The organism is uncultured Cellulomonas sp. (assembly GCF_947494015.1).
Classification (GTDB): domain Bacteria; phylum Actinomycetota; class Actinomycetes; order Actinomycetales; family Cellulomonadaceae; genus Pengzhenrongella.
The window spans coordinates 1-24,658 of record NZ_CANLTL010000018.1 but is presented as its reverse complement, the minus strand read 5'-3'; the positions used below and the strand labels follow the sequence as shown (position 1 = coordinate 24,658).

The following is a 24,658-nucleotide window of genomic DNA, read 5'->3' as shown; positions in this document are numbered from 1 at the left end:
CCGCGCCTGCCGTCCGGTCAGTGCATCCCGAGCCGCGCGAGCGGCTCCACGAGCTCGCGCTCCTCGTAGGACAGGTGCGAGAGCAGCGTGTCGGTCAGCAGGTCGACCGCGGCCCGCAGGCCCGGCATCCCGTCCGGCCCGGAGACCAGCCGGACCAGCGCCTGGTCGACGCCCTCGAGCACGTCGTGGATCACGTGGTGCTCCTGCTCGAGGCGGTCGATCACCGGGGCCAGCCGGTCGTCCGAGCGGCGCAGGTGCGGGAACATGCTGCGGTCCTCGAGCGTGTGGTGGGTGGTCACCACGCGGCAGTAGCTCTCGCAGTAGGTGCCCAGCACCCAGCTGTTCTGGCGCATCGTCATGGTGTTGAGGTGCGAGCGCGCCGTTCCGACGTCCAGCGCCCCGGCCGCGACCTGCTCGACCAGGTCCCGCACCTGGGCGAGCTCGGCGCGCAGGTGGTCGTGGATGTCGACCAGGTGCCGGCCGGCGGCGAGCTCCTCGGCGGTGTAGCGCCGGTCCGGGTCCGGCGCCGGGCCGTGCGGACGCGTCGACTCGTCCCACGGCTGGTCGGCGGCCAGCCGGACGCCGTCGTCGGGCGTGGGGGCGACGGTGAACGGGGAGCGGCCGGCGGCGGGTGCGGTCCGGCCCACCGCGGCGGCCCCGGACCGCACCGGCGCCGGCACCGGGGTGGACGGCGGCGCGCCGGGCCGGTCGGCAGCGTCCTGCGCCGCCCGCTGGTCGTCCGCGGCGGCGTCGTGCGCCGCACCGGCCCGCTCGGCCGCCACCAGCTCGCGGACGGCGGGTGCGACCTCGGCCGCGAAGCGGCGCAGGTCGTCGGGGTCGTCGCTGCCCAGGACGAACACGCTGACGCCGTCGGCCAGCGCGAGCTCGGCGAGCTCCTCCGCCCACTGCTGGGGTGGTCCGTGCAGCGGCTCGCGTCCGGCCGGGCCGAACCGGCCGCTGATGTTGAGCAGTCGCCGGACGTCGGCGGGTGAGCGCCCGGCCTCCAGGGCGGCGTCGTCGATGACGGCATTGCCCCGGGCGAGGTCACCCGGCTGCAGGTAGCCCAGGGACGGCAGCCAGCCGTCGGCGACGCGACCGGTCAGGGCGAGCATGCGGGGCTTGTACGCGCCCAGCCAGATCTCGACCGGGTGCGCGGGGGCGGGGCCGCGCTTGGCGCCGACCACGTGGTGGTGCTCCCCGGCGACCCGGACGCCGCCGCGCGCGCCGGTGTCCCACAGCGCGCGCAGGACGGCGACCGCCTCGGCGAGCGCGTCGACCGCCTGGCCGGGCGACAGGCGGGGGACGCCCATCGCCTCGATGGCGTCCCAGAAGGCGCCCGCGCCGAGCCCGAGCTCGACCCGGCCACCGCTGAGCAGGTCCAGGCTCGCGACGCTGCGGGCCAGCACCGCGGGCGGCCGCAGCGGCAGGTTGGCGACGTTCGGCGCCAGGCGCACGGTCGACGTCCGGGCGGCGATGACGCTCAGCAGCGTCCAGGTGTCCAGGAACCCGGGCTGGTACGGGTGGTCCTGGAGGGTCACCAGGTCCAGCCCGACCGCCTCGGACAGCTGGGCGAGCTCGACCGCGCGCTGCGGTGCGTTCGCGGTCGGGGTCAGGAAGGACCCGAGCTGCAGGGGGTGTCCGAGGTCGGTCATGTGCGCTCCTGGGTGGTGGTCAGCGCCGGCGGGGCAGCGTCCAGAGGTCGCCGAGGTACCGGTCGAAGCCAGCGGGCTCGAACTCGACCAGCCCGCTCGCCGGGTACGGGGTGAACTCGCCGAAGACGACCCCGCGGTCGGTGTCGTACAGGTCGACGCGGATGAAGTCGAAGCCGGCCGACAGCCGCTGCGCGTGCTCGAGCAGCTGCGCGAGGTTGCGCGGTGCGGGGATCTCGGGGGCGGGCGGGGTCTTGGACGCCGTCACCGGCAGCCGGCGCCACGACGGGTCGTAGAAGGCCACGGTGTGGTCGGAGTACCGGGACAGGTGCACCTGGATCACCGCCACCCGGCCGTCGAAGCACAGGAACTTCAGGTCGGCCGGCGGTGCGCCGTCGTCGTCCCCGATCCACTCCTCGACGAGCAGGCACACCTCGGCCTGCTGGTAGGCCCACTCGCCGAAGACGGTCTCCTGGTAGCTGGGGGTGAGCCAGCCCCGCGTGACCTGCTCCAGCTCGGCCACCGACGGCCGGCCGGCGCCCAGGTGCACCAGCTGGGAGGAGTGGTTGGCCTTGAGCACCCAGCGGTCCGGCAGCGGCAGCGCCGCGAGCTCGGCGAGGTCGGTGCCCTGCCACAGGGTCGCGGGCACCGCGATGCCCGGGTCGCGGCGCTGCGCCTCCTGCTTCATCCGCAGCTTGTCGCACGTCCACGACAGCAGCTCGCGGCGGTCGAAGCAGATGCGCCAGTTGACCTTCTCGTTCAGGGTCCGGGGCCGCACCAGACGGGGCAGGCGGCCGTAGTAGCGCAGGTAGTGGACGGACCGGCGCAGCGTGAGCGGGCCGCGGCGGTACAGGGACTGCAGCCCCGAGCGTCGGCGCATCCGGGACCAGACCCGGTCGCCCAGCCGGCCCACCGCCGCCCAGCGGTCGGACGACGTCCGCGGCGGCGCGGACTCCGGGGCGAGGTCGTGGATCACCGGGGGCACGTCGTCCTCCTCCGCCGGTCCCGCTCGGTGCTGACCGGCAGCACCGTCGCGGTCCACCGACGGCCGACTCCACGCACAGATGCCCGGCGATGCTGCGGTACCGGTCAGACCATGTCAAACCGGGACAGACCGGACACACCGGCCGGCTCACCCGTTCGGGTCGGTGACGAGGTCCTCGGCGTCGACGATCGTGTAGGCGTAGCCCTGCTCGGCCAGGAACCGCTGGCGGTGGGCGGCGAACTCCTGGTCGACGGTGTCCCGGGCGACGACGGTGTAGAAGTGCGCGGTGCGGCCGTCGCCCTTGGGGCGCAGCAGGCGGCCCAGGCGCTGGGCCTCCTCCTGCCGCGAGCCGAACGAGCCGGACACCTGGATCGCCACGGACGCCTCGGGCAGGTCGATCGAGAAGTTGGCGACCTTGGACACGACCAGCTTGGTGATCTCGCCGGCCCGGAAGGCGTCGTACAGCCGCTGCCGCTCGGTGACCGTGGTGGCGCCGGTCAGGACCGGCGCGTCCAGGTGCTCGCCGAGCTCCTCGAGCTGGTCGAGGTACTGCCCGATGATCAGCGTCGGGTCGCCCTCGTGCTTGGCGACGAGCTGCTCGACCACCCGGTTCTTGCCGGCGGCGGTCGCGGCGAGCCGGTACTTCTCCTCCGGCTCGGCGGTCGCGTAGAGCATGCGGTCGCGGTCCGGCAGGGTCAGGCGCACCTCCACGCAGTCCGCGGGCGCGATGTAGCCCTGCGCCTCGATGTCCTTCCACGGGGCGTCGAACCGCTTGGGCCCGATGAGCGAGAACACCTCGTCCTCACGGCCGTCCTCACGCACCAGGGTCGCCGTCAGCCCGAGCCGCCGGCGCGCCTGCAGGTCCGCGGTCATCCGGAAGATCGGCGCCGGCAGCAGGTGGACCTCGTCGTACACGACCAGGCCCCAGTCCCGGGCGTCCAGCAGCTCCAGGTGCGTGTAGACGCCCTTCCGCTTCGTGGTCAGCACCTGGTAGGTCGCGATGGTGACCGGGCGGATCTCCTTGCGGGCGCCGGAGTACTCGCCGATCTCGTCCTCGGTGAGCGTCGTGCGCTTGACCAGCTCGTCGCGCCACTGCCGGGCCGAGACGGTGTTGGTGACCAGGATGAGCGTCGTCGTGCCCGAGCGTGCCATCGCCCCGGCGCCGACCAGGGTCTTGCCCGCGCCGCAGGGCAGCACCACGACGCCGGACCCGCCGTGCCAGAAGCCGTCCACGGCCTGCTGCTGGTAGGGGCGCAGCGACCAGCTGCTGGTGTCCAGGTCGATCGGGTGCGCCTCGCCGTCGACGTAGCCGGCCAGGTCCTCCGCGGGCCAGCCGAGCTTGAGCAGCACCTGCTTGAGGTGACCGCGCTCGGAGGGGTGCACGACGACGTCGGTGTCGTCCAGGCGCTCGCCGACCAGGCCGGCGGTGCGCCGCGAGCGCAGCACCTCCTCGAGCACGGCCCGGTCGACGGCGTGCAGCACCAGGCCGTGCACCGGGTGGCTCACCAGCTGGAGGCGGCCGAACCGGGACATCGTCTCGGCGACGTCCACCAGCAGGGCGTGCGGGACGGGGTAGCGCGAGTACTCCAGCAGCGCGCTGACGACCTGCTCGGCGTCGTGCCCGGCGGCGCGGGCGTTCCACAGGCCCAGCGGCGTCAGCCGGTAGGTGTGCACGTGCTCGGGGGCGCGCTCGAGCTCGGCGAACGGGGCGATCGCGCGGCGGCAGGCCTCGGCCTGGTCGTGGTCGACCTCGAGCAGCAGCGTCTTGTCGCTCTGGACGATCAGCGGTCCGTCGGTCATGAAGGGGCGTCCTCCGGGTCGATCGGGGTCACGGCGGCGATGCGGTGCACGGCCACGGTCAGCTCGGCGTCGCGGGCGCTGTCCACCGCCCGGACCCGGCCGCCGTCCACCCGCACCGGGCGCACCCGCCGCCGTTGCGGCGCGCCGTCCGGGCCGACGATCTCCAGCCAGACCTCTCGTCCGTCCGCGACCGCCTCCCGCAGGGTGGCCAACGCCGCGACGGGGTCCGGTGTTCCCGCGGCCCCGGGCGCGCCGGGCGCCGCGCCGGACTGCTGCAGCGCCTCCGCGCGGCGCAGGGCCGGCACCAGCGAGCGCAGCCGCTGGGTGGCGGCCGTCGTCGTGACCGGGGCCTCGGCGGGACCACCGGCGCCGGCGATGGCGCCCCTGCGCCGTCGTCCACGGCCGGGGACGCGGCGCACGAGTGGGCGGGCGAGCACCACCTGGCCGTCGGGTCGCTCGGCGGCCGGTGCCAGGCCGCGGGCGCGCAGTGCGGCGAGCAGCGCCGCCGGGCCGACCTGGGCGGCCAGCACCGTCGGCGCCAGCCGGACCAGCCCGAGCTCGGCGAGCGCGGGGTCCTCGACGAGGCCGGCCAGCAGGGTCGGGTCCTCCACCCGCACGTACCCGCCGGCGCTGCCGACCCGCAGCCGGCCGTGGCGGCGGGCGGTGTCCCGCACGAGGTACTCCAGTGGCTGCGGCAGCGGTCCGCGCGCGTGCGCGGCGAGCTCGGCGAGCAGCTCGTCCGCGCTCTGCCCGGAGTCCAGCGCCTCCTCGACGGACTGGGCCGTGAACCGCACGGTGAGCGCGGCGCCGCGCGACTCGACCCGGGTCGCGCGGTCGAGCAGCGCCGCGAGCGCCGGGGTGGGCCGCCCGGGCACGATGCCGGTCAGGTCGCCCTGCAGCAGCACGTCGTCCACCGGCTCCGGCAGGGCCGCGGCCATCGCGGCTGCCGCGTCGCCGGCGTCCGGCTCGAGCAGCGCCCGGCCCGCCCGGGACAGCGCGCCGGCGCCCAGCACGCCCAGGTGACCGGCCTCGCGCAGGATCGCCTCGACCGCCGCCGGCGGGGGGACCGAGCGGGGTGCGCGCCAGCGCAGGACGGTCAGGACGTCGTCCGCGGTCAGCGCGGTGCCGGGCTCCCGGGCGGCGAGGATCTCCAGGACCGCCCGGCGCAGGCGCGGCGCCCACGGCCGGGCCAGCTCGGGGTCCAGCGCGGCCCGCAGCTCACCGCGCTCGTCGCGGCCGCCCACGACCCACGGCGTGCGCGGGGTCGCCAGCCAGGCGCCGGCCAGGACCGCCCACCGGGCGGCCAGGTCGGTGTCCCACCAGGCGTCGACGTCGACCGTGGGGGAGAAGGCGGGCGGGTCCTCGCCGTCGTCGACCACGAAGCCGGCCGCGCCGGCGACCTCGACCACGAGTGCCGCGAGCCCCTCGTCCGTCTCCAGGGCCCCGGCTGCCCGGCGCAGCTCGCGCACCCCCAGGCCGCCCGAGCGGAGCACGTTCGGCGGGGTGCGTTCCCACAGGTGCACCAGCGCGGCGACCAGCCGCACGATCTCCTGCGCCGCGCCGGCCGACTCGGCCTCGACGGTGGTCTCCGGGTGGACCGTGCCGGTCGGGTGGGGGCAGTGCGTCTCGGGGTGGGCGTGCGTGCGCCCGTCCCGCAGCGCCAGGCCGACCCGGCGGGGGAGCACGACGTGGGCGGTGTCGGCGCGGGCGAGCAGGCCCCGCGTGAGCAGCCACTCCACGGCCCGGCGGGCCTCGACGGCGTCGGCGGCCGGCCGCCGGCCGACCGGGGGGCCCCAGGTGAGCGCGTCGAGCACGCTGCGGGCCGCGGGTGGCGCCTCGGCGAGCAGCGGGGCGAGGTCGTCCGGGACGTCGTCGACGACGGGACCGAGCCCGGCCGGGTAGGGCCCGAGCACGTCGGCCAGGCCGGGGGAGGGGTGCAGGCCGGCGTCGTCGCCCCACAGCAGGGCCAGGGCGGTGGCCTCGGTGACGGCGTCCTCGACGCCGGTGCGTGCGGTGCCGTCCCCGGTGGCCCCGACGGCGCGGGCGACGTCGGCGGCCGGCACCGCGCCTCCGGCGTGGTCGCCGCCGAGGGCGACCACCGACTCGAGCACCTGCAGCACCGACGCGTCGACGCCGGTCAGGGCACGCTCGAGGCTGACCCGGCTGCCGGCACGGGCGGCGAGGGAGGCGATCGTGGACGGCGACGGGTTGGCCAGGTCCGGGCGCCGCGCGAGCAGGTCCACGAGCTCGGGGTCGCTGCGGGCACGCAGGTGCTCGCTGAAGGTGGCCATCGTGCCCCACGGTACGCGGGCGGCGGCGACCGCCGCCCGGCGCCGGTAAACTTGCGCGGTCAGGGTTGTCCGACGACTCATCGAGGTTCCAGTGCCCACCGGCAAGGTCAAGTGGTTCGACACCGAGCGTGGCTTCGGCTTCATCGCGAGCGACGAGGGGGACGAGGTCTTCCTCCACGCCTCGGCGCTGCCCGCGGGGGTCGCCGCGCCCAAGCCCGGGACCAAGGTGGACTTCGGCGTCGCCGACGGCCGCCGGGGCCCGCAGGCGCTGTCCGTGAAGGTGCTGGACCCGGTGCCGTCCGTGGCGAAGGCCGCGCGCAAGCCGGCCGAGGACATGGCCGTGATCGTCGAGGACCTCATCAAGGTGCTCGACCGGGTCGGCAACGACCTGCGCCGAGGCCGCTACCCCGACAAGGCCGTCGGCGAGAAGTACGCCTCGGTGCTGCGCGTCGTCGCCGACGCCCTCGAGGGCTGACGTGGCGACCGCGACGAAGGACGCCGTCCTCGGCTCGGCCGTCGACCTGGCCCGGGCCGCGGCCGTCGAGGTCGCGGAGAACGCCGACCACGTCGGCGAGCACCTCGGTGTGGTGGTCGAGGGCGAGCGGCTGGTGTCGCACCGGTTCGCGTGCACCGCGCCGGGCTACCGCGGCTGGCACTGGACGGTGACCGTGACCCGCGTGCCGCGGGCGCGGACCGCCACGGTGTGCGAGGCCGTCCTGCTGCCGGGCGACGGTGCCGTGCTGGCGCGAGCGTGGGTGCCGTGGGCCGAGCGGCTGCGCCCGGGCGACGTCGGCCCCGGCGACGTGCTGCCGTTCTCCCCGGACGACCCGCGCCTGGAGCCCGGCTACGTGCCGACCGGTGACGAGGACGAGGACCGGGTCGCGATCGAGGAGCTCGCGCTGGCACGGGTCCGGGTGCTGTCCCCGGAGGGCCGGGACCGCGCCGCGGACCGCTGGTACGCAGGCTCGCACGGGCCGACGTCGCCGGCCGCGCTGGCCGCCGCCGCGCCCTGCGGCAGCTGCGGCTTCCTGGTGCGGCTCGCCGGGTCGCTGGGCACCGTGTTCGGCGTCTGCGCCAACGAGTGGTCGCCCGACGACGGCAAGGTCGTCAGCCTGGACCACGGCTGCGGGGCGCACTCGGAGACCGACGTCGAGCCGCAGCCCAGCGAGTGGCCGGCGCCGGCGCCGTCGATCGACGAGAGCGACGTCGAGGTGGTGGTGCGCGCCGAGGCGGAGCCGGCCGGGAGGTCCGGCGACGCGGACGCCGTCGCGGTCGACGGCGCCCTCGCGGTCGACGCCGAGCCCGACCCCGACGCCGCGCTGGAGCCCGGCGGGCGACCCGAGCCCGGCGACGGACCCCAGGCCGACGACCAGCCCGAGGCCGACGACCAGCCCGAGCGGTGACGTTCGACGCCTTCGGGACGGCGGCGCTGCGCGCCGCGGTCCTCGGGGCGTGGGCGGCATCGCCCGCCCGGTTGCGTGAGGACGCCAACGCCGAGGAGGACCACGCCCGCGGTCACTACCGGGACCGGGTCGTCGTCGAGCTGGCCCAGAACGCCGCGGACGCCGCCGCCCGCGCCGGCGTGCCCGGCCGGCTGCTGCTGCGCCTGACCCGGTCCGCCGGCGTGGCCCGGCTGCTCGCCGCGAACACCGGCGCCCCGCTGGACCCCGCCGGGGTCGCGTCCCTCGCGTCGCTGCGGGCCTCGGCCAAGCGCGGCTCGCCGGGCGCCGCGGTGGTGGGCCGGTTCGGCGTCGGGTTCGCCGCCGTGCGGGCCGTCGCCGACGAGATCGCGGTCCGCTCGACGTCGGGCTCGGTCCGCTTCTCCCTCGCGCGCACCGGCGAGACGCTGGGCCGGCTCGCCGCCGACCATCCCGAGCTGGCCGACGAGGTCCGCCGCCGGGACGGCTCCCTGCCGGCCCTGCGGCTGCCCGAGCCCGACGACGGCCGCCCGCCGGGCGGCTACGACACCGCGGTCGAGGCGGTGCTGCGCGACGACGCCGCCGCCGCCGAGGTGGCCGCGCAGCTCGCCGCGGTCGCGGACCCGCTGCTGCTCGCGCTGCCGGCCCTCGCCGAGGTCGTCGTGGAGGTCGACGAGTCCTGGGGTGGCGGGCGTCGGCGGCTCGCCGACGTCGAGCGCCGCTGGCACGTCGTGCGCCGCGGCGGCACGCTCGACCTCGCCCTGGTCGCGGACCGTCCGGTCGAGGAGCGCGCCGCGCGCGAGTGGCGGGTGACCTGGGCGCTGCCGCGTGCGTCCGGGCCCGGCGCCGAGGCCGGTGCGTGGGGCGGCGTCGTGCACGCGCCGACGCCGACCGACGACACCACCGCGCTGCCCGCGCTGCTGATCGCGACCCTCCCGCTGGACCCGTCCCGACGCCGGGTGCGCCGCGGCCCGCTCACCGACGTGCTGCTCGACGCCGCCGCGGACGCCTACGCCGACCTCGCCGCCGAGGTCCGCGCCGGCGGCGGCGACCCGCTGGGGCTCGTGCCCACCGGGTTGCCGGCCGGACCGCTCGACGCCCAGCTGCACGAGCGCGTGGTCACGGCGCTGTCCCGCACGCGCCTGCTGCCCTCCACCGGCGCCGCCGACGACGACGAGCCGGTGCTCGTCGAGCCGCGCCGCGCCGTCGCCCTGGACGGACCGGTCGGCCGGGACCCCGACGCGGTCGCGGCGCTGTCCGGGTGGGCCGCCCACCTCGTGGTGCTCGGGCCGGGGCAGTCGGCCCCCGCCCGGACCCTCGGCGTCGAGCTGCGGGACCTGGCCGACGTCGTGGAGGAGATGGCACCGGCCGGCGAGCCCGCGCGCTGGCACGCGCTGTACGCCGCGCTCGCCCCGCACGCCGACGACGCGACCGTCCGCGAGGCGCTCGGCGCGGTCCCGGTGCCGCTCGCGGACGGCCGGACCGTCCGGGGCGCGCGCGGGCTGGTGCTGGGCGTCGAGCGGCTGCCCGGCGGGGCGGGGGAGGCCCTCGCGGTGCTCGCTCGGTGGGGCGTGCGGCTGGTGCACCCGGCCGCGGCGCACCCGCTGCTGGAGCGGCTGGGCGCCGTCGCGCCCGACGGCCCCGGCCTGCTTGGGCTGCCGGCCGTCCGCGAGGCGGTCCTGGACGCCGCCGAGGACGACGACGACGCGCTCGCCGAGGACGTCGCCGCGGCCGTGCTGACCCTGGTCGCCGCCGCGCTCGCCGACGGCGACGTGCCGCCCGGTGCCTCCGCGTGGCTCGGCCAGACGATCCTGCGGTCCGCCGACGGCGAGCCCACACCCGCCGACGGGCTGGTGCTGCCCGGCTCGCTCGCGGCCCGGCTGCTCGACGAGCGCGTGCTCGCGCCGGTGCACCCGGCGCTGGTCGAGCGCTGGGGTCCCGACGTCGTGGTCGCGGCCGGCGTCCGGGACGGGCTCGCGCTGACCACCGTCCCGGACGTGCTGGCGGATCCCGACGGCGGGCTGCTCGGCGACGGTCCCGACCCCGCCGCGCTGGCCGCGCAGTCGCTGGACGGCTGGGAGGAGTACCTCGAGGACCTCGCGGACCGGCTCGGCGGCGGCGCGTTCGTCGGGGACCTGGTCGCCGTCGCCGACCTGGACGCCGTGCGTGAGGACGCCTGGCCGCGCGTCGCCGGGCACGTCGCGGCCGACCCGGGGCTGCGCCGGGCGCTGCTGGGACCGGTCCGGGTCGAGGGGGATGCGGCGACCGGCGGGGGACCGGCCGGCACGGGCGCGACCGCGCCGTCGTACACCGCGTGGTGGCTGCGGGAGCGGGCCCCGCAGGACCTCGGGCTGGGCGAGCCGTTCGCGCTGCCCGGCGCGGAGCCGGCGGTGACCGCCCTGCTGCGCCCCGCCCCGGGGTGGCTGCCGGACGTCCGCACGCCGGACGGACGCGGGCTGGACGAGCCGGTGCTGAGCGCGCTCGGCGGCGTCCGCTCGCTCGGCGACCTGGACCCGACGGGCTGGACCGACCTGCTCGAGATGCTCGGGCCGGTCGGCACCCGCGTCGAGCCGGGGGTGGCGGCGGCGCTGTGGCGCGCGCTGGCCCGGGCCGCCACCGACGGCCTCGTGCTCGACCTGCTGCCCGACCGGCTGCCGGCCCTGGTCGGTCCGGCCGAGGTGCGGGTGGTGCGGGCGGACGACGCCGTCGTGCCGACCGCGCCGATGTGGCTGCAGCGCACCGACCTCGGGGCGCTGGTCCCGGTCCCGGCGGCCGCGGCCGTCGCCGTCGCCGACCTGCTCGACCTGCCGCGGTGCGAGGACCTCGCCGCGGGCACGGTCGGGGACGGTGGCCGGCCCCGGGACGGGGACCGCGACGTGCACGCCCACGTCGACGGCGACGGACCGGCTCCCACCGTGCCGACGCCGACCGTGCCGACGCCGACCGTGCCGGCTCCCACCGTGCCGACGCCGACCGTGCCGCCCGCGACCGTGCCGACGGTCACCGTGCCGACGCCGCCCGCCGCGCTCGCCCTCGTCCCGGGCGCCCCGGCCCACTGGCGTGAGCACGAGGACCTGCACGTGGACGGCGTCCCGGTGGACTGGTGGGTCGAGGGGCACGGGCCGGGCGCCGTCGTGCACGCGAGCCACCTCGCGGCGCTCGCACGCGGGCTCGCGCAGGCGGCCGGCGCCTGGCAGGTCCGGCACGCGGTCGAGTTCGCGCTCGCCGACCCGGGTCGGGCGCCCGAGCTGGTGACCGAGGCGATGGTGGATCCGTCGTGAGCGCCGAGGGCGCCGGGCCGGGGCGCCCGCCCGCGCGCCCGTCCGACCACCCGGCCCCGCGGCCCGCGCCCTCGCCGCTGCGCCGCTCGGTGCTGGTCGGCCTGTACGCACCCACCCTGGTGTTCGCGGTCGGCGTGGGCGCCGTCGTGCCGATCATCGCGCTGCGTGCCGTCGCCCTCGGTGCCGACGTCGCGACCGCGGGGCTGATGGTCGCGCTGCTCGGCGTCGGGCAGATCGCCGGTGACGTCCCGGCCGGCACGCTCGCGGCGCGGGTGGGGGACCGCCGGGCGATGCTGGTCGCGTCCGCCCTGGCCGTGCTCGCGTTCGCCGGCTGCGCGCTCGCGCCCGGGCTGTGGATGCTCGCGGCCGGCGTGCTCGCCGCGGGCGCCGCGAGCTCGGTGTTCGGGCTGGCCCGCCAGGCCTACCTGACCGAGGTCGTCCCGGTGCTCGCGCGGGCGCGGGCGCTGTCGACGCTCGGCGGCGTCCAGCGGATCGGCGCCTTCGTCGGCCCGTTCCTGGGTGCGGGCGTCGTGCACGGCGCCGGGCTGCCGGCGGTGTTCTGGCTGGCCGCGGTGACCAGCGCGCTGGCCGGCGTCGTGGTCGCCGTCGTGCCCGACGCCGCGGGCGCCGAGTCCGCCCGGCGACGCGGTGCGGCCCCGGTCCCGCTGCACCGGGTCGCCCGCGACCACGCCCGCGTCTTCGCGACCCTCGGGATCGCGGTGCTGGCGGTCGGCGCGGTCCGGGCCGGGCGCCAGGTCGTGCTGCCGCTGTGGACCGAGCACCTCGGGCTCAGCCCGGCCACCACCAGCCTGGTGTTCGGCATCTCCGGCGCGGTCGACATGCTGCTGTTCTACCCGGCGGGCCACGTGATGGACCGCCGAGGCCGGCTGTGGGTCGCCATCCCGTCCATGCTCGTCCTGGGCGCGAGCATCCTGGCCCTGCCGTGGACGACGACGCTCGCGGGCGTCACCGCGGTGGCGATGGTGATGGGGCTGGGCAACGGGATCGGGTCCGGCATCCTCATGACCCTCGGCGCCGACGTGGCGCCGCCGGCGGTCCGCTCGCAGTTCCTCGGGGTGTGGCGGCTGCTCGCCGACTCCGGCGGGGCGGCCGGCCCGCTGCTGGTGTCGGCGGGGGCGGCGCTGGGCAGCCTCGCGGCCGGGATCAGCGCGATGGGCGTGGTCGGGCTGCTCGCGGCAGCCGCGCTCGGGCGGTGGGTGCCGCGGTGGTCCGAGCACGCGAACGCGACCACCCGGCGGGCGGCGGCCGCTGCCCGGGTCGACGCCGGGCCGGACGCGGACGCCGGGCCGCGCGCGAGGCCGGGCGCGGACGCAGGGTCCAGCCGGGCGGAACGGCTCAGTGCGGACGGCGGTGCCGGCGCTCCCAGATCATCCCCATGACGCCGAGCGCCAGGCCCGCGGCGCAGCTCCACACCGGCACGGTGCCCGCCGCCCCGGTCCGCCACAGCACGGCGCAGACCACCAGGGCGACCGACCAGAGCGCGATGCCCACCGCGAACACCCGGCGCATGTCGACCTCGACGGGCGGCGGGTCGGGCCGCCGGCGGTCGGGTCGCAGGATGACCTCGAGGACGGCGGGCATGCTGCGCACGGGCCTCAGCGTACGACCCGGCGGGTCACCGGCCGACGACCGGCTCACGCCGCCCCGGCCAGCGACATCGCGGCGCCGAACGCGCCGGTGACCGCGGTGAGGTACGCGGTGGAGACGGCGTCGGGGGACAGCCCGCTGGCCTCGACGCCGTCGGGGTCGTCCGCCTCGTGGGCGAGCACGGCGGCGAGGACCGCGCCCCACGGGCCGGTGCGGTGCCGCACCGCGTCGGCGACGTCGGCGGAGACCCCGGTGCGGTGCACGAGCTCGTCGGGGGCGATCTGCAGCTGGGCGGCGACGGCCGAGAGCAGGCCGACGGTCGCGGCGTTGTCGTGGTGGGCCAGCAGCCGGCAGGCCCCGGCCCGCGCGAGGGTGAACCACAGCGCGCTGGCCGGGCTGGTGCGCGCGTCGACCAGCGCCGAGACGGCCAGCGCGGCGAGCAGCTGGGGGCCGGCCAGCACCACGGCCTGGGCGACCGAGTCCACCTCGCGGCGGACCGCGAACGCGCTCAGGTTCACCAGCCGCAGCACCCGCATGGACAGCTCGGGGTCCGCGGTCACCATGCGCACCACCGCGGCCTGGTCCACCGGGTCGGCGCTGAGCAGCTGCATGAGCTCCAGGCACTGCAGCTGCCCGGCGGTGAGCCGGCGGCTGCGGGCGGTGGTGTCGCGCGGGAAGAGCGGTCCCTGCATGAGGTCGACCGGGTGATCGGCGCAGAACCGGGCCGCCCGCTCGCTGTCCACCCGCTCGGCGAGGACCGCGACCCCGGCCGCGTGGGCGTGCCGGGCGGCGCCGGCGGCGGCCTCGGGACCGCGGCCCAGGTCGACCGACACGTAGTCGACCAGCGGCAGCAGCGCCGTCTGCGCGGGGTCGGCACGGTAGTCGCCGAGGCAGAGCCCGACGCCGGCCCCTCGCAGCGCGGCGAGGTCGCGGACGACGGCGGGGTCGTCGGCCAGGCCGCGCGGGACCACCAGGACGAGCCCACCGGTGTGCGCGGGCAGCGGGTGGCGACCGGCGAGCATCGCGCCGGTCGCCCGCACGAATGCGACCGCCCCGCCGGTCAGGGCGGCGAGGTCGAGCGCGTCGTACTCGTCGTGCACGAGCCCGTCCACGTCGACGTCGCCCGCCCCACCGAGCAGCGGCGTGCGCACGCTGACGTGCAGCGCGTAGCCGCGCACCGCGCTGTCCCGGCCCACCACCGGCTGGCGGTGCACCGTGACGCGGGGCGGCACGAGCGGGGAGCCCGGCCGCCACCCGGCGGACCCGGCCGCGGCGGCGGGGTCTGCCGGGCGGTCGCCGGGGCGGGGCACTGAGGTCATGGGGCTTGCAGGACGCGGCGCGCGGGTCAGCCGAGGGGGGCGCGCAGCGGCCAGCCGTCGAGCACGACCTGGGCCGCCGCGCCGGTGGCGGGGTTGACCAGGACGGGGGCGAGCAGGTTGGCCGTCGTCGGCGTCCCCTCGGACCCGGGGTGGACGACCACGAGGAGCAGCGGGTCGACGTCGTCGGCCAGCTCCAGCGCCGTGCGGGTGTCCGCGTCGACGTCGGGGGTGTACCCCTCGAAGAACGCCTCGGGGCGCACCACGAACAGCCGCACGGCCGGGTCGGCGAGGCTGCGCAGGGCGTAGAGCATGCCCGTGTCGTCCAGGCCGTCGAGGGAGTACTCGAGGTGCCCGGGCAGCCCCGGCAGCGCGGCGACCGGGTGGATGGAGGTGGGTGCGGCGCTCATCGGAGGAAGTCCATCAGAGTCGGCTGCAGCACGCGAGACGCAGCGCCGAGGGCGGCCTGGTAGGCGACCTCCTGCATCTGGACCTCCATGATCGTGCCGGCGAGGTCGACGTCCTCGATCTCGGTGAGCTGGCTGGTCAGGGACACCTTGGTCTCCATGGTCCGGGCGCCGGCGGCCTCGATCTGCGCCTGGCGGGCGCCCAGGCCGGCGACCTGCTGCAGCAGCGCGTCGCGGTGGCCGTCCAGCGCGGTGATCTCGGGCGCGACGTCGGTGCCGGCGCGCAGGGTCGCGGCGATCCGGTCCAGGGTGGCGAAGACCGACGCGTCGCCGGTCCCGAACGCCGCGGCGCCGTCGACGTCGACGCGCACGGTCGTGCTCGCGTCGACGCGGCGCTCGACCACGGAGCCCGCGAACCCGTGGTAGCTGTAGGCGCGGGTCGGCTTGGCGGTGGGGTCGGCCGGGTCGGGCTCGACCGTGGTGACGCTGACGGCCTGGCCGACGGCCGTGCCGGCGAACACCGGGCGGCCGAGGTAGGTGGTGTTCGCCTGGGCGACCAGCGAGTCGCGCAGCCCCTCGATCTCGATGGCGAGGGCCTCGCGCGCCTCCCGGTTGAGCACCCCGGTGCTCGAGCCCTGGACGGACAGGTCGCGGACCCGGCGGACCGCGTCGAGCGAGCTCTGGATGGCGGAGTCCGCCGTGGTGAGCCAGCCGCCACCGTCGGAGACGTTGCGCGCGTGCTGCTCGTTGGCGCGCAGCGCGCTGCGCAACGACATCGCGGCGGCGGTGCCCGACGGGTCGTCGGACGGCTTGGCGATGTTCTTCAGGCCCGAGAGCTTGCTCTGCAGCCCCGACATCGCGGCCAGGTTGTGCTGCATGTTGGTCAGCGTCGAGCGCTGCACCGTCTGCTGTGTGACGCGGCCGATCATGGTCATCTCCCTACGACGCCGGTGCGGTTGATCAGGGTGTCGAGCATCTCGTCGATGGCGGTCAGCACGCGGGCGGCGCCCTCGTAGGCCCGCTGGTAGGCGAGCATGTTGACCGACTCCTCGTCGACGTCCACGCTGGCGCCGGCGAGCTGGATCTGCTCGGCGGTGCTGCGGGTGGCCTCGGCGACGGTGGCGCGCTGGGTGGCCGAGCGCGAGGAGACGCCGAGGTCGACCACGAACGTCGACCAGGTCGCGTTCGGGCCGGTGGTGCTGGTGCCGAGCGCGGCCAGGGCGTCCGCGACCGAGCCGTCGTTCGGGCCGAGGCCCGCGCCGCCCACGGCGATCCCGGCGGTGTCCGGGACCTGGACCGTGAGCGACGCCGCGGCCGACTGGCCCGCCGGCGTGGGACGGAAGAAGTCGTTGCCGGTGGTCTGCGGCGGTCCGGCGGTGTACGCCCCGGCGTGCAGCGTGTTCACGCGCTCGACCAGGGTCGCGGCCAGGGTGTCGTACGACGCGGCCGCGGACGCCAGGATCCCGTTGCGGTCCGCCGGTGCGAGCGCGGAGACCAGCGCGGCGACCTGGCCGGCGTCGCTGTTGAGCTCGGTGTTGGTCCCGGCCCACCGGACGGCGACCGTGGAGCCCATCGTGAAGGTGTTCGGCGCCGTCTCGATCGCGTGGGCGCGGTCACCGCGGACCAGGGCGTTGCCCGCGACCATGACGTCGAGGGTGCCGTCCTCGCGCTCGACGGCGCTCGCCCCGACCTGGCCGGCGAGCTGGGTCACCAGCCGGCTGCGCTGGTCGGCGAGCTCGTTGGCCGGGGTGCCCGACGCCGTCAGTGCGCGGATCCGCCCGTTGAGGTCGGCGACCATCGCGGCGCTGGAGTTGATGTCGACGACGGCGGCCTCGAGCTCGGTCCGCGCCTGACCCCACTGCGTGGTCACGGCGGCGTGGCCGGCGGAGATCCGCGACGCGAGGGCGTGGGCGTCCTCCAGGACGACGGCGCGGGCGGCGTCGGAGTCGGGGGTGTTGCCGAGCTCGCCCCAGCTGGACCAGAACTGGTCCAGCGCGTGCGAGACGCCCCGGTCACCGGGCTCCGCGACCGTGGACTCCAGGCGCAGGTACACCTCGCTGCGCGTGGCGGCGTAGGACGCGCTGCCGGTCTCGGCGCGCAGCCGGGCGTCGGCGAACACGTCGCCGAGGCGCGCGATGCCGGTCACCCGGGTGCCGTTGCCGGCGCCGACGGCACCGGAGTGCAGCGACGGCACGGACGTCGACTCGACGGCGGTCAGGTCGGCCCGCTGGCGGGTGTAGCCCACCGTGTTGGCGTTGGCGACGTTCTGGCCGGCGACCTCGAGGGCCTGGCGCTGCGCGTGCAACGAGCTGAGGGCCGTGGACAGGCCGGAGAAGGTGCTCATGGTGGGTGCCCCCTAGAACGATTCGTCGATGAGCTGGGCGGCGACAGCGCCCGAGGACGCCGTGCCGCGCGGGTCGTAGGTGTGCACGGTCTCCTGCAGGCCCAGCAGGGTCTCCTGGGCGGCGCGGTGGGAGCTGGTGAGCAGGTCCCGGTTGCCGTGGGCGACGCCCTGGATCTGGGTGGTCAGCGCGACGAAGGCCTCCCGGTGGCTGGTCAGCAGGTCGCCCCAGGGCTCGGGGACGGCCTTGGCCAGGGCGAGCAGTCCGCTGCCGGGCTCCAGGCCCAGCTCGACCGCCGTCGCGTCGGCCTCCATCGCCCGGCCGAGCTCGGCGGTGCGGATCTGGTCGAGCACCTGCTCCACCTCGCGGGTCGCGTGGCCCAGCCAGCGGCTGCGGCCGCTCGAGAGGACGAGCTGCTCCTCCTCGAGCTTGAACAGCAGCAGCTCGAGCAGCTGACGCTCGCGCCACAGCACGGCTGACAGCTCCGCCACACCCATCCGAGATCCCCTTGCGTCGTCGTGCCCGAGCCGGGCGTCCCCCCTCCTATCGACGCCGGGCCGGCGGATGTGACCCGTCAGAGCGGTCGGATCGGCCATGGGTGCGCAGACCGGACATAGCCGACGACGTCGTCGTCGGCGGCGGGGGGGGGGGCGTGGGTCGCGACGCCGTCGTGCCGGGTTGTGCCGGAGGTGCTGGCGCGCAGTCATGCGGGCGTGCGGCACGTGGTGACGCGGTCGCCCGCCCGGTGGGTAGCGGACCACCGGCCGGGGCGGCGCAGGCGCGCGGAGGGCGGCCGGCGAACCGCCCGGATGGCGCACCGGCGCCCACGTGTGAGGCATCTGGCGAGGGAAAAGGTGTGATCTGGACCACACCCGAATGCCGCGGACCGGGCAAACGTGCAGGTGAGGCCGCTGTGGCCCGCATCGCACCCGCCGACTTGAGGACTTCTCGGCAACTTCGTCCACATCCGACCTCAAGGCGGTTCTGCTGTGGGCCGAAGGGGTGGTGTGCGCAACTCACCCGAAGCCGTCAACGACCTCGTCACGGCCAACCTGCCCCTCGTCGGCTACCACGTCTCCGAGCTCCTCGGTCGTGTCCCGGCCTACGTCTCCCGCGACGACCTGACCTCCGCCGGGTCGCTCGCCCTGGTCCAGGCCGCCCAGGCCTACGACGCCGAGACCGGCGTCCCCTTCGCCCGCTACGCGGCCCTCCGCATCCGCGGCGCCCTGCTCGACGAGCTCCGCTCCATGGACTGGGTCTCCCGCGGCGCCCGCCAGCGGGCCCGCCGGGTGAGCACCGCGAGCGACGAGCTGACCTCCAGGCTCGGCCGCACGCCGACCCGCGAGGAGCTCGCCGCCTCCATGGGCGCCAAGGTCGCCGACATCGACGCCGCCCGCGGTGACGCCGAGCGTCGCATCCTCTCGATCGAGGCGTTCGACTCCGCGATCGCCGACACGGTCTCCGAGCCGAGCATCGGCCCGGAGGAGAACGTCCTGGTCAACGAGAAGATGCAGCACCTGCACGCCGCGGTGAAGGCGCTGCCCGAGCGTCTGCGGTACGTCGTCGAGGAGCTGTTCTTCCGCGACCGCCCGGTGGTGGAGCTCGCCGAGGAGCTCGGCGTGACGCAGTCCCGCATCAGCCAGCTGCGCACCGAGGCGCTCGCCCTGATGAAGGACGGGATCAACTCCAGCCTGGAGCCGGCCCTGGTCCCGGTCGCCGAGCGTCCGGACGGCGTCGCCGAGCGCCGCCGCAAGGCCTACTTCGACCTGGTCGCCCAGCAGGCGTCCTTCCTGGCGCGGGCGTCGACCATCGCGAGCAGCGGCCCGGCGGTCCTGCCGAGCCAGCGCCCCGCCGGTGTCCCGGCGTCGGCGCCGGCCCCGGCGCAGGAGCGGGTCGCCGTCGCCGGCTGACGCGCACGACCGGCCCGGCCCGGTCCGTCCCCCTGCCGGGGTGGTGGCCGAGGCGCGCGGTGTGCGCACGCATCACGTGCCTCAGTCCCCTCTCGACACGGAACGCCGAACGCCCCTCGTCCCTCGCGGGACGGGGGGCGTTCGTCGTGTGCGGGGGAGCGTGGGGGGAGCCGGAACCCGGCGAAAAGTTCTCTCCCGAAAACCTCATGGGCCCCGGGGGAGACCCGATGAGCAAGGTGTCAGCCCATGGAAGGGCAGACAGCAGGTTCCGAGCCAACACACGGAGGAAAACGATCATGGCTCTCTCGATCAACCAGAACATCGCGGCGATGAACTCGTACCGCAACCTGTCCAACACGCAGAACGACCAGGCGAAGTCGCTGGAGAAGCTGTCCAGCGGGTTCCGGATCAACCGCGCGGCGGACGACGCTGCCGGCCTCGCCATCTCCGAGGGCCTGCGCTCGCAGGTCGGCGGTCTGAAGGTCGCGGCCCGCAACGCCCAGGACGGCATCTCGGTCGTGCAGACCGCTGAGGGCGCCCTGACGGAGACCCACGCCATCCTGCAGCGTGTCCGCGACCTCGCGGTGCAGGCGGGTAACGACTCCAACAACGCCGAGGCCCGCAAGAACATCGACACCGAGGCCACCCAGCTCGTCTCCGAGCTGGACCGCATCGCCCAGTCGACCAACTTCAACGGCACCAACCTCCTCGACGGCTCCGCCGGCGCGGGCAGCGGCAAGCTGAAGTTCCAGGTCGGCGCCGACGGCGACGCCAACAGCCAGATCGAGGTCGACCTCTCGGGCGCCAACATCAAGGCGATCGCCAACGACCTGCAGACGGGTTCGCTGGCGACCGGTGGTACGAAGTTCGACGTCACCTCGGCCTCGCTCGCGAACGGCACCTACGCATTCGGTGTCGACAGCGGCTCGGGCGTCACGTCGGCCGTGTCGGTCAACGTCACCTCTACGCCGACCAGCGTGCAGGGTCTGGCGGACGCGCTGTCCGGGGACAAGAACTTCGCCGCCAACTTCACCGTGAGCGTCAACAAGGACGCCGATGGTGCGGCTACGGGCATCACCGTCAAGGCGATCAACGGCGGCACGGTCTCCGCGACCGCTCCGGGCGCGGGTGTCGCGGCCGGAACGGTGGTCCCGAACACCACCGCTGGTCTGGACTTCTCCTCGGCGACGGCGGCTCAGGCCTCCATCACCAAGCTGGACGAGAAGATCTCGGCCGTCTCCACCGCTCGTGCCGGCCTGGGTGCTCTCCAGAACCGCTTCGAGCACACCATCAAGAACGTCAACGTCGCCGTGGAGAACCTGTCCGCGTCCGAGTCCCGGATCCGCGACACCGACATGGCCTCCGAGATGATGAACATGACCCGTTCGCAGATCCTCTCGCAGGCGGGTACGGCCATGCTCTCGCAGGCCAACCAGATCCCCCAGGGCGTCCTGTCCCTCCTGCGGTGATCCGGGCCGGCGTGAGCCGGTGCAGGTGAGCACGTGAAGTACCGCAGTACCGACCGGCGGTGGGTGACCTGATCGTCGCCCACCGCCGGTCGCCTTTCGGCCGCCGAACGCCGGCCGGCCGGACCGGATGAGCAGCAGGGGAGCGCACCACCATGGGTTCGATGGGGATCGACGGGATCGTCAGCGGTCTGGACACCACGTCCCTGATCAACAGCCTCATGCAGGCCGAGGCGATGCCGCAGACCCTGCTGAAGTCCAAGGTCACCACGACCCAGAGCTTCATCTCGGCCCTCCAGGGCCTCAACACCAAGGTGTCCTCGCTGATGGACGCCGCGAAGGCCGCCGCCAAGCCCGCCTCCTGGGACGCGATGACCGCCACCAGCTCGGCCAAGACGGTCACCGCCACCACGACGACGGGTGCGGGGACGTCGTCCCTCAGCTTCACGGTCGACGCGCTGGCGAAGCCCCAGACCTCGGTCAGCAGGGCGGTCGGAAGCCTCGCCGACCTGTTCGGCGACCCGTCCGCGACGCCGCCTGTGCCCGGCACCGTCCCGGCCGGCGTCACCCTCCGCACGGGCGACGGCGCCGGCGACACCTTCACCGCCGTCCCGCTGGTCGGCGTCACCGACCTCGCGGGTCTTGCCGGCGCGATCAACAAGGCCGACGCCGGCGTCACCGCCACCGTGGTCAAGGTGTCCGACACCGAGTCGCGGCTGCAGCTCACGTCGAAGGCCACCGGCGCCCCCGCCGCCTTCGACCTCTACAGCGGCACGGTGACCGACGCCGACGCGGCGTCCGCCACCGTCGTGATGGCCCGTACCGACGCGATCGCCGCAGCGAGCGACGCCCAGATCACCCTGTGGAAGGGCACCGGTGCGGAGCAGAAGGTCACCTCGCACTCGAACTCGTTCTCCGGCGTCCTCACCGGCGTCAGCCTCACGGTGACCGCCGAGGAGACCACGCCGGTCACCGTCACGGTCAATCGCGACGACGCGGCCCTGAAGAAGCTGGCCTCCAACCTCGTCGGCGCTCTCGGCGTCGTCTTCTCCGAGGTGAAGTCCCGGACGGCGGTCACGACCTCCACGTCCAGCGACGGGCGCAGCGTCGTCAGCGGTGGCGTGCTCTCCGCCGACAGCACGACCCGCAGCGTCAACCAGCAGGTTCTCGCCGCCGCGTCCTACCCCGTCGACGGCACGTCGCCGTCCGAGGTCGGCATGGTCCTCGGGCGCGACGGGACCATCACGTTCGACGACGCGAAGTTCACCGCTGCCATGGCCAAGGACCCGGCCAAGGTGCAGGCCGTCGTCATGGGCGTGGCGCAGCGGGTCGAGAAGGCGGCCAAGGAGATCTCCGACCCGATCGACGGCACGCTGTCGCTCAAGGTCAAGGCCCAGGAGAGCTACAGCAAGAACCTCTCCCAGCAGGTCAGCGACTGGGACCGCCGGCTCGAGGTCCGCCGCGCCGGCCTGCAGGCGACCTTCACCGCGATGGAGGTCGGCCTCAGCGGCCTCCAGGCGCAGTCGAGCTGGCTGTCCGGCCAGATCAGCTCGCTGATGGCCAACAACCTCTGACGCGCACGGACCACCGGAGAACGCCATGAACTACGCCCTGACCCGCAACCGGTTCCTCGACAACGCCGTCGCCACCGCCGGCCCGCAGCAGATCCTCACCATGCTGTACGACCGGCTGGTCCTGGACATCTCGCGGGCCGAGGCCGCCCAGCGGAACGGCGACCGGACCGCCGCGGCCGACCAGCTCGACCACGCGCAGGAGATCGTCTCCAGCCTGGCGTCCACGCTCGACGTCGACGTCTGGGACGGCGGCAAGCCGCTGATGGAGATCTACCTGTTCCTGCTGCGCGAGCTCATGGGCTGCTCCATCGCCGGGGACCCCGAGCGCACCGCCAAGGCGCGCGACCTGGTGATCCCGCTGCGCGACGCGTGGCACCAGGCCGCCTCGACGCTGGCGGCGTCGGCGGCGCCCGTCATCCCGACCCAGCGCACCGCGCCCGCCTTCGGCGAGCCCGCGGTGGGCGGTGAGCTCGGCGTCGGATGACCGCCGTGCTCGCGGGCTCGCCCACCGCCGCGCCCGGCTGGGACGCCGCGTGGTCGGACGCGCTCGCCGAGCTCGAGCTCAGCGTCGACGAGGCCGAGGCGCTCATCCGCGCCGGCCACACCCAGCCGCTGCGTCTGCTGGGGGCCTGGCAGCCGCCGTCGGGCCTGGGCATGCTGCCCGCCCCGCTCGTGGACCGCGCCCGCGCGCTGCTGGCCCGTCAGGTCCGCGTCGCCCAGCAGCTCGCCGAGGCCGCCGCGCACAGCCGTCGCCAGCTCCGCGCGGTCGAGGGCATGCGCGCCGACGCCGAGTCCACCCCCGTCTACCTCGACACCGCCGGCTAGACCCCCGCCCGCCCCGCCGGCCGCCCCCGCGCCCCGGGCAGGTCCTCGTCCCGCCCGGCCCTCCACGGATGTCGAGTGCGACGTTTCGGACCGTTCCGGGCGCATGAACGGTCCGCTTCGTCGCACTCGGCGGCCTGACGCAGCCGAGTGCGACGTTTCGGACCGTTCCGGGCGCATGAACGGTCCGCTTCGTCGCACTCGGCGGCCTGACGCAGCCGAGTGCGACGTTCCGGACCGTTCTCGGCACTTGAACGGTCCATTGCGTCGCACTGGGCGGCCTGACGCGGCCGACTGCGACGTTTCGGACCGTTCCTGGCGCCTGGACGGCCCGCTTGGTCGCACTGGGCGGTGGGACGGGCGCGTCGTGGGCCGCGGTGGCGCGCGGGAACAGGCACCAGCGTTCGTGCTCAGGGCGTGCGGCCCGCGGCGGTGAGGCGCATCTCGCGGATCATGCCGACGACCCGCGCCTCGTCACGGAACTGGTGCCGGTCGATCACCAGGACCCGCCATCCACAGGCGTGCAGCGCGTTCAGGCGTCGTCGGTCGAGCACGATCTGGGTGGGGTCGTCGTGGTGATTGCCGTCGTACTCGAGTGCGAGCCGCAGCTCGGGCCACGCCAGATCCACCCGGGCGACGAAGCGGCCACGGAAGTCGACGATCGTGTACTGAGGCACCGGCCGGTCGAAGCCGGCCTCCGCCACGAGCAGCCGAAGCAGCGACTCCCGCGCCGACTCCGCGCGTCCGTCCATCTCCGCCAGCGCGGGCGCGAGTCGGGTGAGGTACCGGGCACCCCGGTGGGCGCGCGCCACGTGGTCGACGTCGTCCGCGGTGACGCCGGTCGTGCGTGCGAGCGCGTCGAGCAGCGGGACGGACTGGCGCAGAGGTCCGCGTCTGCCGAGGTCGAACGCGGTGCGCGCCGGTGTGGTCATCGGTCCCCACACGGACTGGACCGACTCCTGCGCCCGGAGGACCGCGCCGTGGACCCGGACCTGCGCACGGTTCCGGACGCGACGGGCTGGCGGGAGGACCACCTCGACGAGCTCGTCGTCGGACGCCACCTCGACGCCCCACGCCCACAGCGCCGACAGTCCGCCGAGCACCGCATCCGCCGGCAGCACTGCACGGGCGGCTCGGATGCGCTGGGCGTGGGTCACGTCCAGCCCGGCGCACGAGTGGGCGCCACGCATCAGCGAGCGGTACGACGGCCCGCGCAGATCACGGTCGCTGACGCCGTGCGCGAGTGCCGCACGCCGCGAGAACGGCTCCGACGCGAGCTCGGTCGGGACAGCTGCGCAGGGTCGAGGCATCGCGCCAGGGTCGCCGGACACGCCGGCACATCTGCAGGCACCCACGGACGGCGGTGGACGACGTCGGCCGTGCCCGACCTGTGGACGCCCCCGCCCCCGCCCCCGCCGGTGCGCTGCCGACCGCCCCATGCCCGCCGCCACCCGCGCCCGCCGCCACCCGCGAGTGCGACGCAGTGGACCGTTCCCTCGAAGTGAACGGTCCGGAACGTCGCACTCGGCGGGTGTGGGTGTGTGAGTGGGACGTTGTGGACCGTTGGGTTGCCCGCGACGGGCTGGAGCGTTGCACTCGGCGGGTGTGGGTGTGTGAGTGGGACGTTGTGGACCGTTGGGGCGCCTGCGACGGTCCGGAATGTCGCACTCGGCGAGGGGGGCGGCGAGGGGGGGGGGGGGGGGGGGCGGGGGGGGGGGGGGGGGGGGGGGGGGGGCGGGGGCGCGCGCCGCGGCACGGCGCCGGGGGCCACCCCGGCGGCGCCCGCAAC

General features: G+C 75.8%; 20 protein-coding genes. 9 read left to right on the top strand and 11 right to left on the bottom strand.

The genetic code is table 11. The annotated features are described in order from the left end of the window. Nucleotides 1-17: 17 nt before the first annotated feature. From Q0840_RS16950 to Q0840_RS16935, 4 genes are all read right to left on the bottom strand, one after another. Nucleotides 18-1,652, bottom strand: coding sequence for an LLM class flavin-dependent oxidoreductase (locus tag Q0840_RS16950; protein ID WP_298461705.1), 1,635 nt, complete (start codon nt 1,650-1,652; stop codon nt 18-20). A gap of 19 nt (nt 1,653-1,671) precedes the next feature. Next, nucleotides 1,672-2,634 carry an ATP-grasp fold amidoligase family protein gene (locus Q0840_RS16945; protein WP_298461702.1) on the bottom strand — a complete coding sequence of 321 codons (963 nt, stop codon included), beginning with the start codon at nt 2,632-2,634 and terminating at the stop codon, nt 1,672-1,674. 147 nt (nt 2,635-2,781) lie between these two features. Further along, the gene (locus Q0840_RS16940; RefSeq protein ID WP_298461699.1) at nt 2,782-4,434 is read right to left on the bottom strand and encodes a DNA repair helicase XPB; all 1,653 of its coding nucleotides are present in this window, start codon (nt 4,432-4,434) and stop codon (nt 2,782-2,784) included. Next, on the bottom strand, nt 4,431-6,725 hold the full coding sequence (locus tag Q0840_RS16935) for a helicase-associated domain-containing protein (RefSeq protein WP_298461696.1): 2,295 nt from the start codon (nt 6,723-6,725) through the stop codon (nt 4,431-4,433). Before Q0840_RS16935 ends, Q0840_RS16940 begins: the two co-directional genes overlap by 4 nt. 91 nt (nt 6,726-6,816) lie before the next feature. Here Q0840_RS16935 and Q0840_RS16930 point away from each other — a divergent pair, with 91 nt between their 5' ends. Genes Q0840_RS16930 through Q0840_RS16915 form a run of 4 tightly spaced genes read left to right on the top strand, consistent with a single transcriptional unit; the run spans nt 6,817 to nt 12,824 of the window. Beyond that, nucleotides 6,817-7,200: a cold-shock protein gene (locus tag Q0840_RS16930; RefSeq protein WP_298461693.1), complete on the top strand. Its 384-nt coding sequence runs from the start codon at nt 6,817-6,819 to the stop codon at nt 7,198-7,200. Between the two features lies 1 nt (nt 7,201). Continuing rightward, the gene (locus tag Q0840_RS16925; protein WP_298461690.1) at nt 7,202-8,128 is read left to right on the top strand and encodes a DUF3027 domain-containing protein; all 927 of its coding nucleotides are present in this window, start codon (nt 7,202-7,204) and stop codon (nt 8,126-8,128) included. Next, on the top strand, nt 8,125-11,424 hold the full coding sequence (locus Q0840_RS16920; protein WP_298461688.1) for a sacsin N-terminal ATP-binding-like domain-containing protein: 3,300 nt from the start codon (nt 8,125-8,127) through the stop codon (nt 11,422-11,424). The genes Q0840_RS16925 and Q0840_RS16920 overlap by 4 nt, the downstream gene beginning before the upstream one ends. Beyond that, nucleotides 11,421-12,824 carry an MFS transporter gene (locus Q0840_RS16915; RefSeq protein ID WP_298461686.1) on the top strand — a complete coding sequence of 468 codons (1,404 nt, stop codon included), beginning with the start codon at nt 11,421-11,423 and terminating at the stop codon, nt 12,822-12,824. Before Q0840_RS16920 ends, Q0840_RS16915 begins: the two co-directional genes overlap by 4 nt. On the opposite strand, the gene Q0840_RS16910 is transcribed toward Q0840_RS16915, so the two are convergent. From Q0840_RS16910 to flgN, 6 genes are read right to left on the bottom strand one after another with little or no spacing between them, the layout of a single operon-like run. Further along, a complete protein-coding gene (locus tag Q0840_RS16910) occupies nt 12,781-13,026 on the bottom strand; it encodes a DUF2530 domain-containing protein (protein WP_298461845.1) in 246 nt (81 codons plus the stop codon). The genes Q0840_RS16915 and Q0840_RS16910 overlap by 44 nt on opposite strands. A gap of 53 nt (nt 13,027-13,079) precedes the next feature. Continuing rightward, nucleotides 13,080-14,351: an EAL and HDOD domain-containing protein gene (locus tag Q0840_RS16905; RefSeq protein ID WP_298461682.1), complete on the bottom strand. Its 1,272-nt coding sequence runs from the start codon at nt 14,349-14,351 to the stop codon at nt 13,080-13,082. Nucleotides 14,352-14,377: 26 nt separating this feature from the next. Beyond that, nucleotides 14,378-14,758, bottom strand: coding sequence for a flagellar assembly protein FliW (locus Q0840_RS16900; RefSeq protein WP_298461680.1), 381 nt, complete (start codon nt 14,756-14,758; stop codon nt 14,378-14,380). Further along, nucleotides 14,755-15,684 carry a flagellin gene (locus Q0840_RS16895; RefSeq protein ID WP_298461677.1) on the bottom strand — a complete coding sequence of 310 codons (930 nt, stop codon included), beginning with the start codon at nt 15,682-15,684 and terminating at the stop codon, nt 14,755-14,757. Before Q0840_RS16895 ends, Q0840_RS16900 begins: the two co-directional genes overlap by 4 nt. A gap of 2 nt (nt 15,685-15,686) precedes the next feature. Then, nucleotides 15,687-17,099, bottom strand: a complete 1,413-nt coding sequence (flgK, locus tag Q0840_RS16890) for a flagellar hook-associated protein FlgK (protein ID WP_298461674.1) — start codon at nt 17,097-17,099, stop codon at nt 15,687-15,689. A 12-nt stretch (nt 17,100-17,111) separates the two neighbouring features. Further along, nucleotides 17,112-17,594, bottom strand: a complete 483-nt coding sequence (gene flgN, locus Q0840_RS16885) for a flagellar export chaperone FlgN (RefSeq protein ID WP_298461671.1) — start codon at nt 17,592-17,594, stop codon at nt 17,112-17,114. Nucleotides 17,595-18,104: 510 nt separating this feature from the next. On the opposite strand from flgN, the gene Q0840_RS16880 reads away from it, so the two are divergent. From Q0840_RS16880 to Q0840_RS16860, 5 genes are all read left to right on the top strand, one after another. Continuing rightward, nucleotides 18,105-19,007 (top strand): sigma-70 family RNA polymerase sigma factor, encoded by a 903-nt coding sequence (locus tag Q0840_RS16880; RefSeq protein ID WP_298461668.1) that lies wholly within the window; start codon nt 18,105-18,107, stop codon nt 19,005-19,007. 296 nt (nt 19,008-19,303) lie between these two features. Beyond that, a complete protein-coding gene (locus Q0840_RS16875; protein ID WP_298461666.1) occupies nt 19,304-20,476 on the top strand; it encodes a flagellin in 1,173 nt (390 codons plus the stop codon). Between the two features lie 161 nt (nt 20,477-20,637). Further along, on the top strand, nt 20,638-22,047 hold the full coding sequence (fliD, locus tag Q0840_RS16870; RefSeq protein ID WP_298461665.1) for a flagellar filament capping protein FliD: 1,410 nt from the start codon (nt 20,638-20,640) through the stop codon (nt 22,045-22,047). Between the two features lie 25 nt (nt 22,048-22,072). Continuing rightward, nucleotides 22,073-22,531, top strand: coding sequence for a flagellar export chaperone FliS (gene fliS / locus Q0840_RS16865; RefSeq protein WP_298461662.1), 459 nt, complete (start codon nt 22,073-22,075; stop codon nt 22,529-22,531). Further along, the gene (locus tag Q0840_RS16860) at nt 22,528-22,872 is read left to right on the top strand and encodes a hypothetical protein (protein WP_298461660.1); all 345 of its coding nucleotides are present in this window, start codon (nt 22,528-22,530) and stop codon (nt 22,870-22,872) included. Before fliS ends, Q0840_RS16860 begins: the two co-directional genes overlap by 4 nt. Nucleotides 22,873-23,279: 407 nt before the next feature. Here Q0840_RS16860 and Q0840_RS16855 read toward each other — a convergent pair whose 3' ends face one another. Then, on the bottom strand, nt 23,280-24,179 hold the full coding sequence (locus tag Q0840_RS16855; RefSeq protein WP_298461658.1) for an endonuclease domain-containing protein: 900 nt from the start codon (nt 24,177-24,179) through the stop codon (nt 23,280-23,282). Nucleotides 24,180-24,658 lie beyond the last annotated feature (479 nt).

Coding starts and splice junctions, on each gene's coding strand:
- Q0840_RS16935 (WP_298461696.1), bottom strand. CDS start 6,725: ATGGCCACCTTCAGCGAGCACCTGCGTGCCCGCAGCGACCCCGAGCTC.
- Q0840_RS16940 (WP_298461699.1), bottom strand. CDS start 4,434: ATGACCGACGGACCGCTGATCGTCCAGAGCGACAAGACGCTGCTGCTC.
- Q0840_RS16860 (WP_298461660.1), top strand. CDS start 22,528: ATGACCGCCGTGCTCGCGGGCTCGCCCACCGCCGCGCCCGGCTGGGAC.
- Q0840_RS16875 (WP_298461666.1), top strand. CDS start 19,304: ATGGCTCTCTCGATCAACCAGAACATCGCGGCGATGAACTCGTACCGC.
- Q0840_RS16905 (WP_298461682.1), bottom strand. CDS start 14,351: ATGACCTCAGTGCCCCGCCCCGGCGACCGCCCGGCAGACCCCGCCGCC.
- Q0840_RS16950 (WP_298461705.1), bottom strand. CDS start 1,652: ATGACCGACCTCGGACACCCCCTGCAGCTCGGGTCCTTCCTGACCCCG.
- Q0840_RS16900 (WP_298461680.1), bottom strand. CDS start 14,758: ATGAGCGCCGCACCCACCTCCATCCACCCGGTCGCCGCGCTGCCGGGG.
- Q0840_RS16910 (WP_298461845.1), bottom strand. CDS start 13,026: ATGCCCGCCGTCCTCGAGGTCATCCTGCGACCCGACCGCCGGCGGCCC.
- flgN (WP_298461671.1), bottom strand. CDS start 17,594: ATGGGTGTGGCGGAGCTGTCAGCCGTGCTGTGGCGCGAGCGTCAGCTG.
- Q0840_RS16895 (WP_298461677.1), bottom strand. CDS start 15,684: ATGATCGGCCGCGTCACACAGCAGACGGTGCAGCGCTCGACGCTGACC.
- fliD (WP_298461665.1), top strand. CDS start 20,638: ATGGGGATCGACGGGATCGTCAGCGGTCTGGACACCACGTCCCTGATC.
- flgK (WP_298461674.1), bottom strand. CDS start 17,099: ATGAGCACCTTCTCCGGCCTGTCCACGGCCCTCAGCTCGTTGCACGCG.
- fliS (WP_298461662.1), top strand. CDS start 22,073: ATGAACTACGCCCTGACCCGCAACCGGTTCCTCGACAACGCCGTCGCC.
- Q0840_RS16855 (WP_298461658.1), bottom strand. CDS start 24,179: ATGCCTCGACCCTGCGCAGCTGTCCCGACCGAGCTCGCGTCGGAGCCG.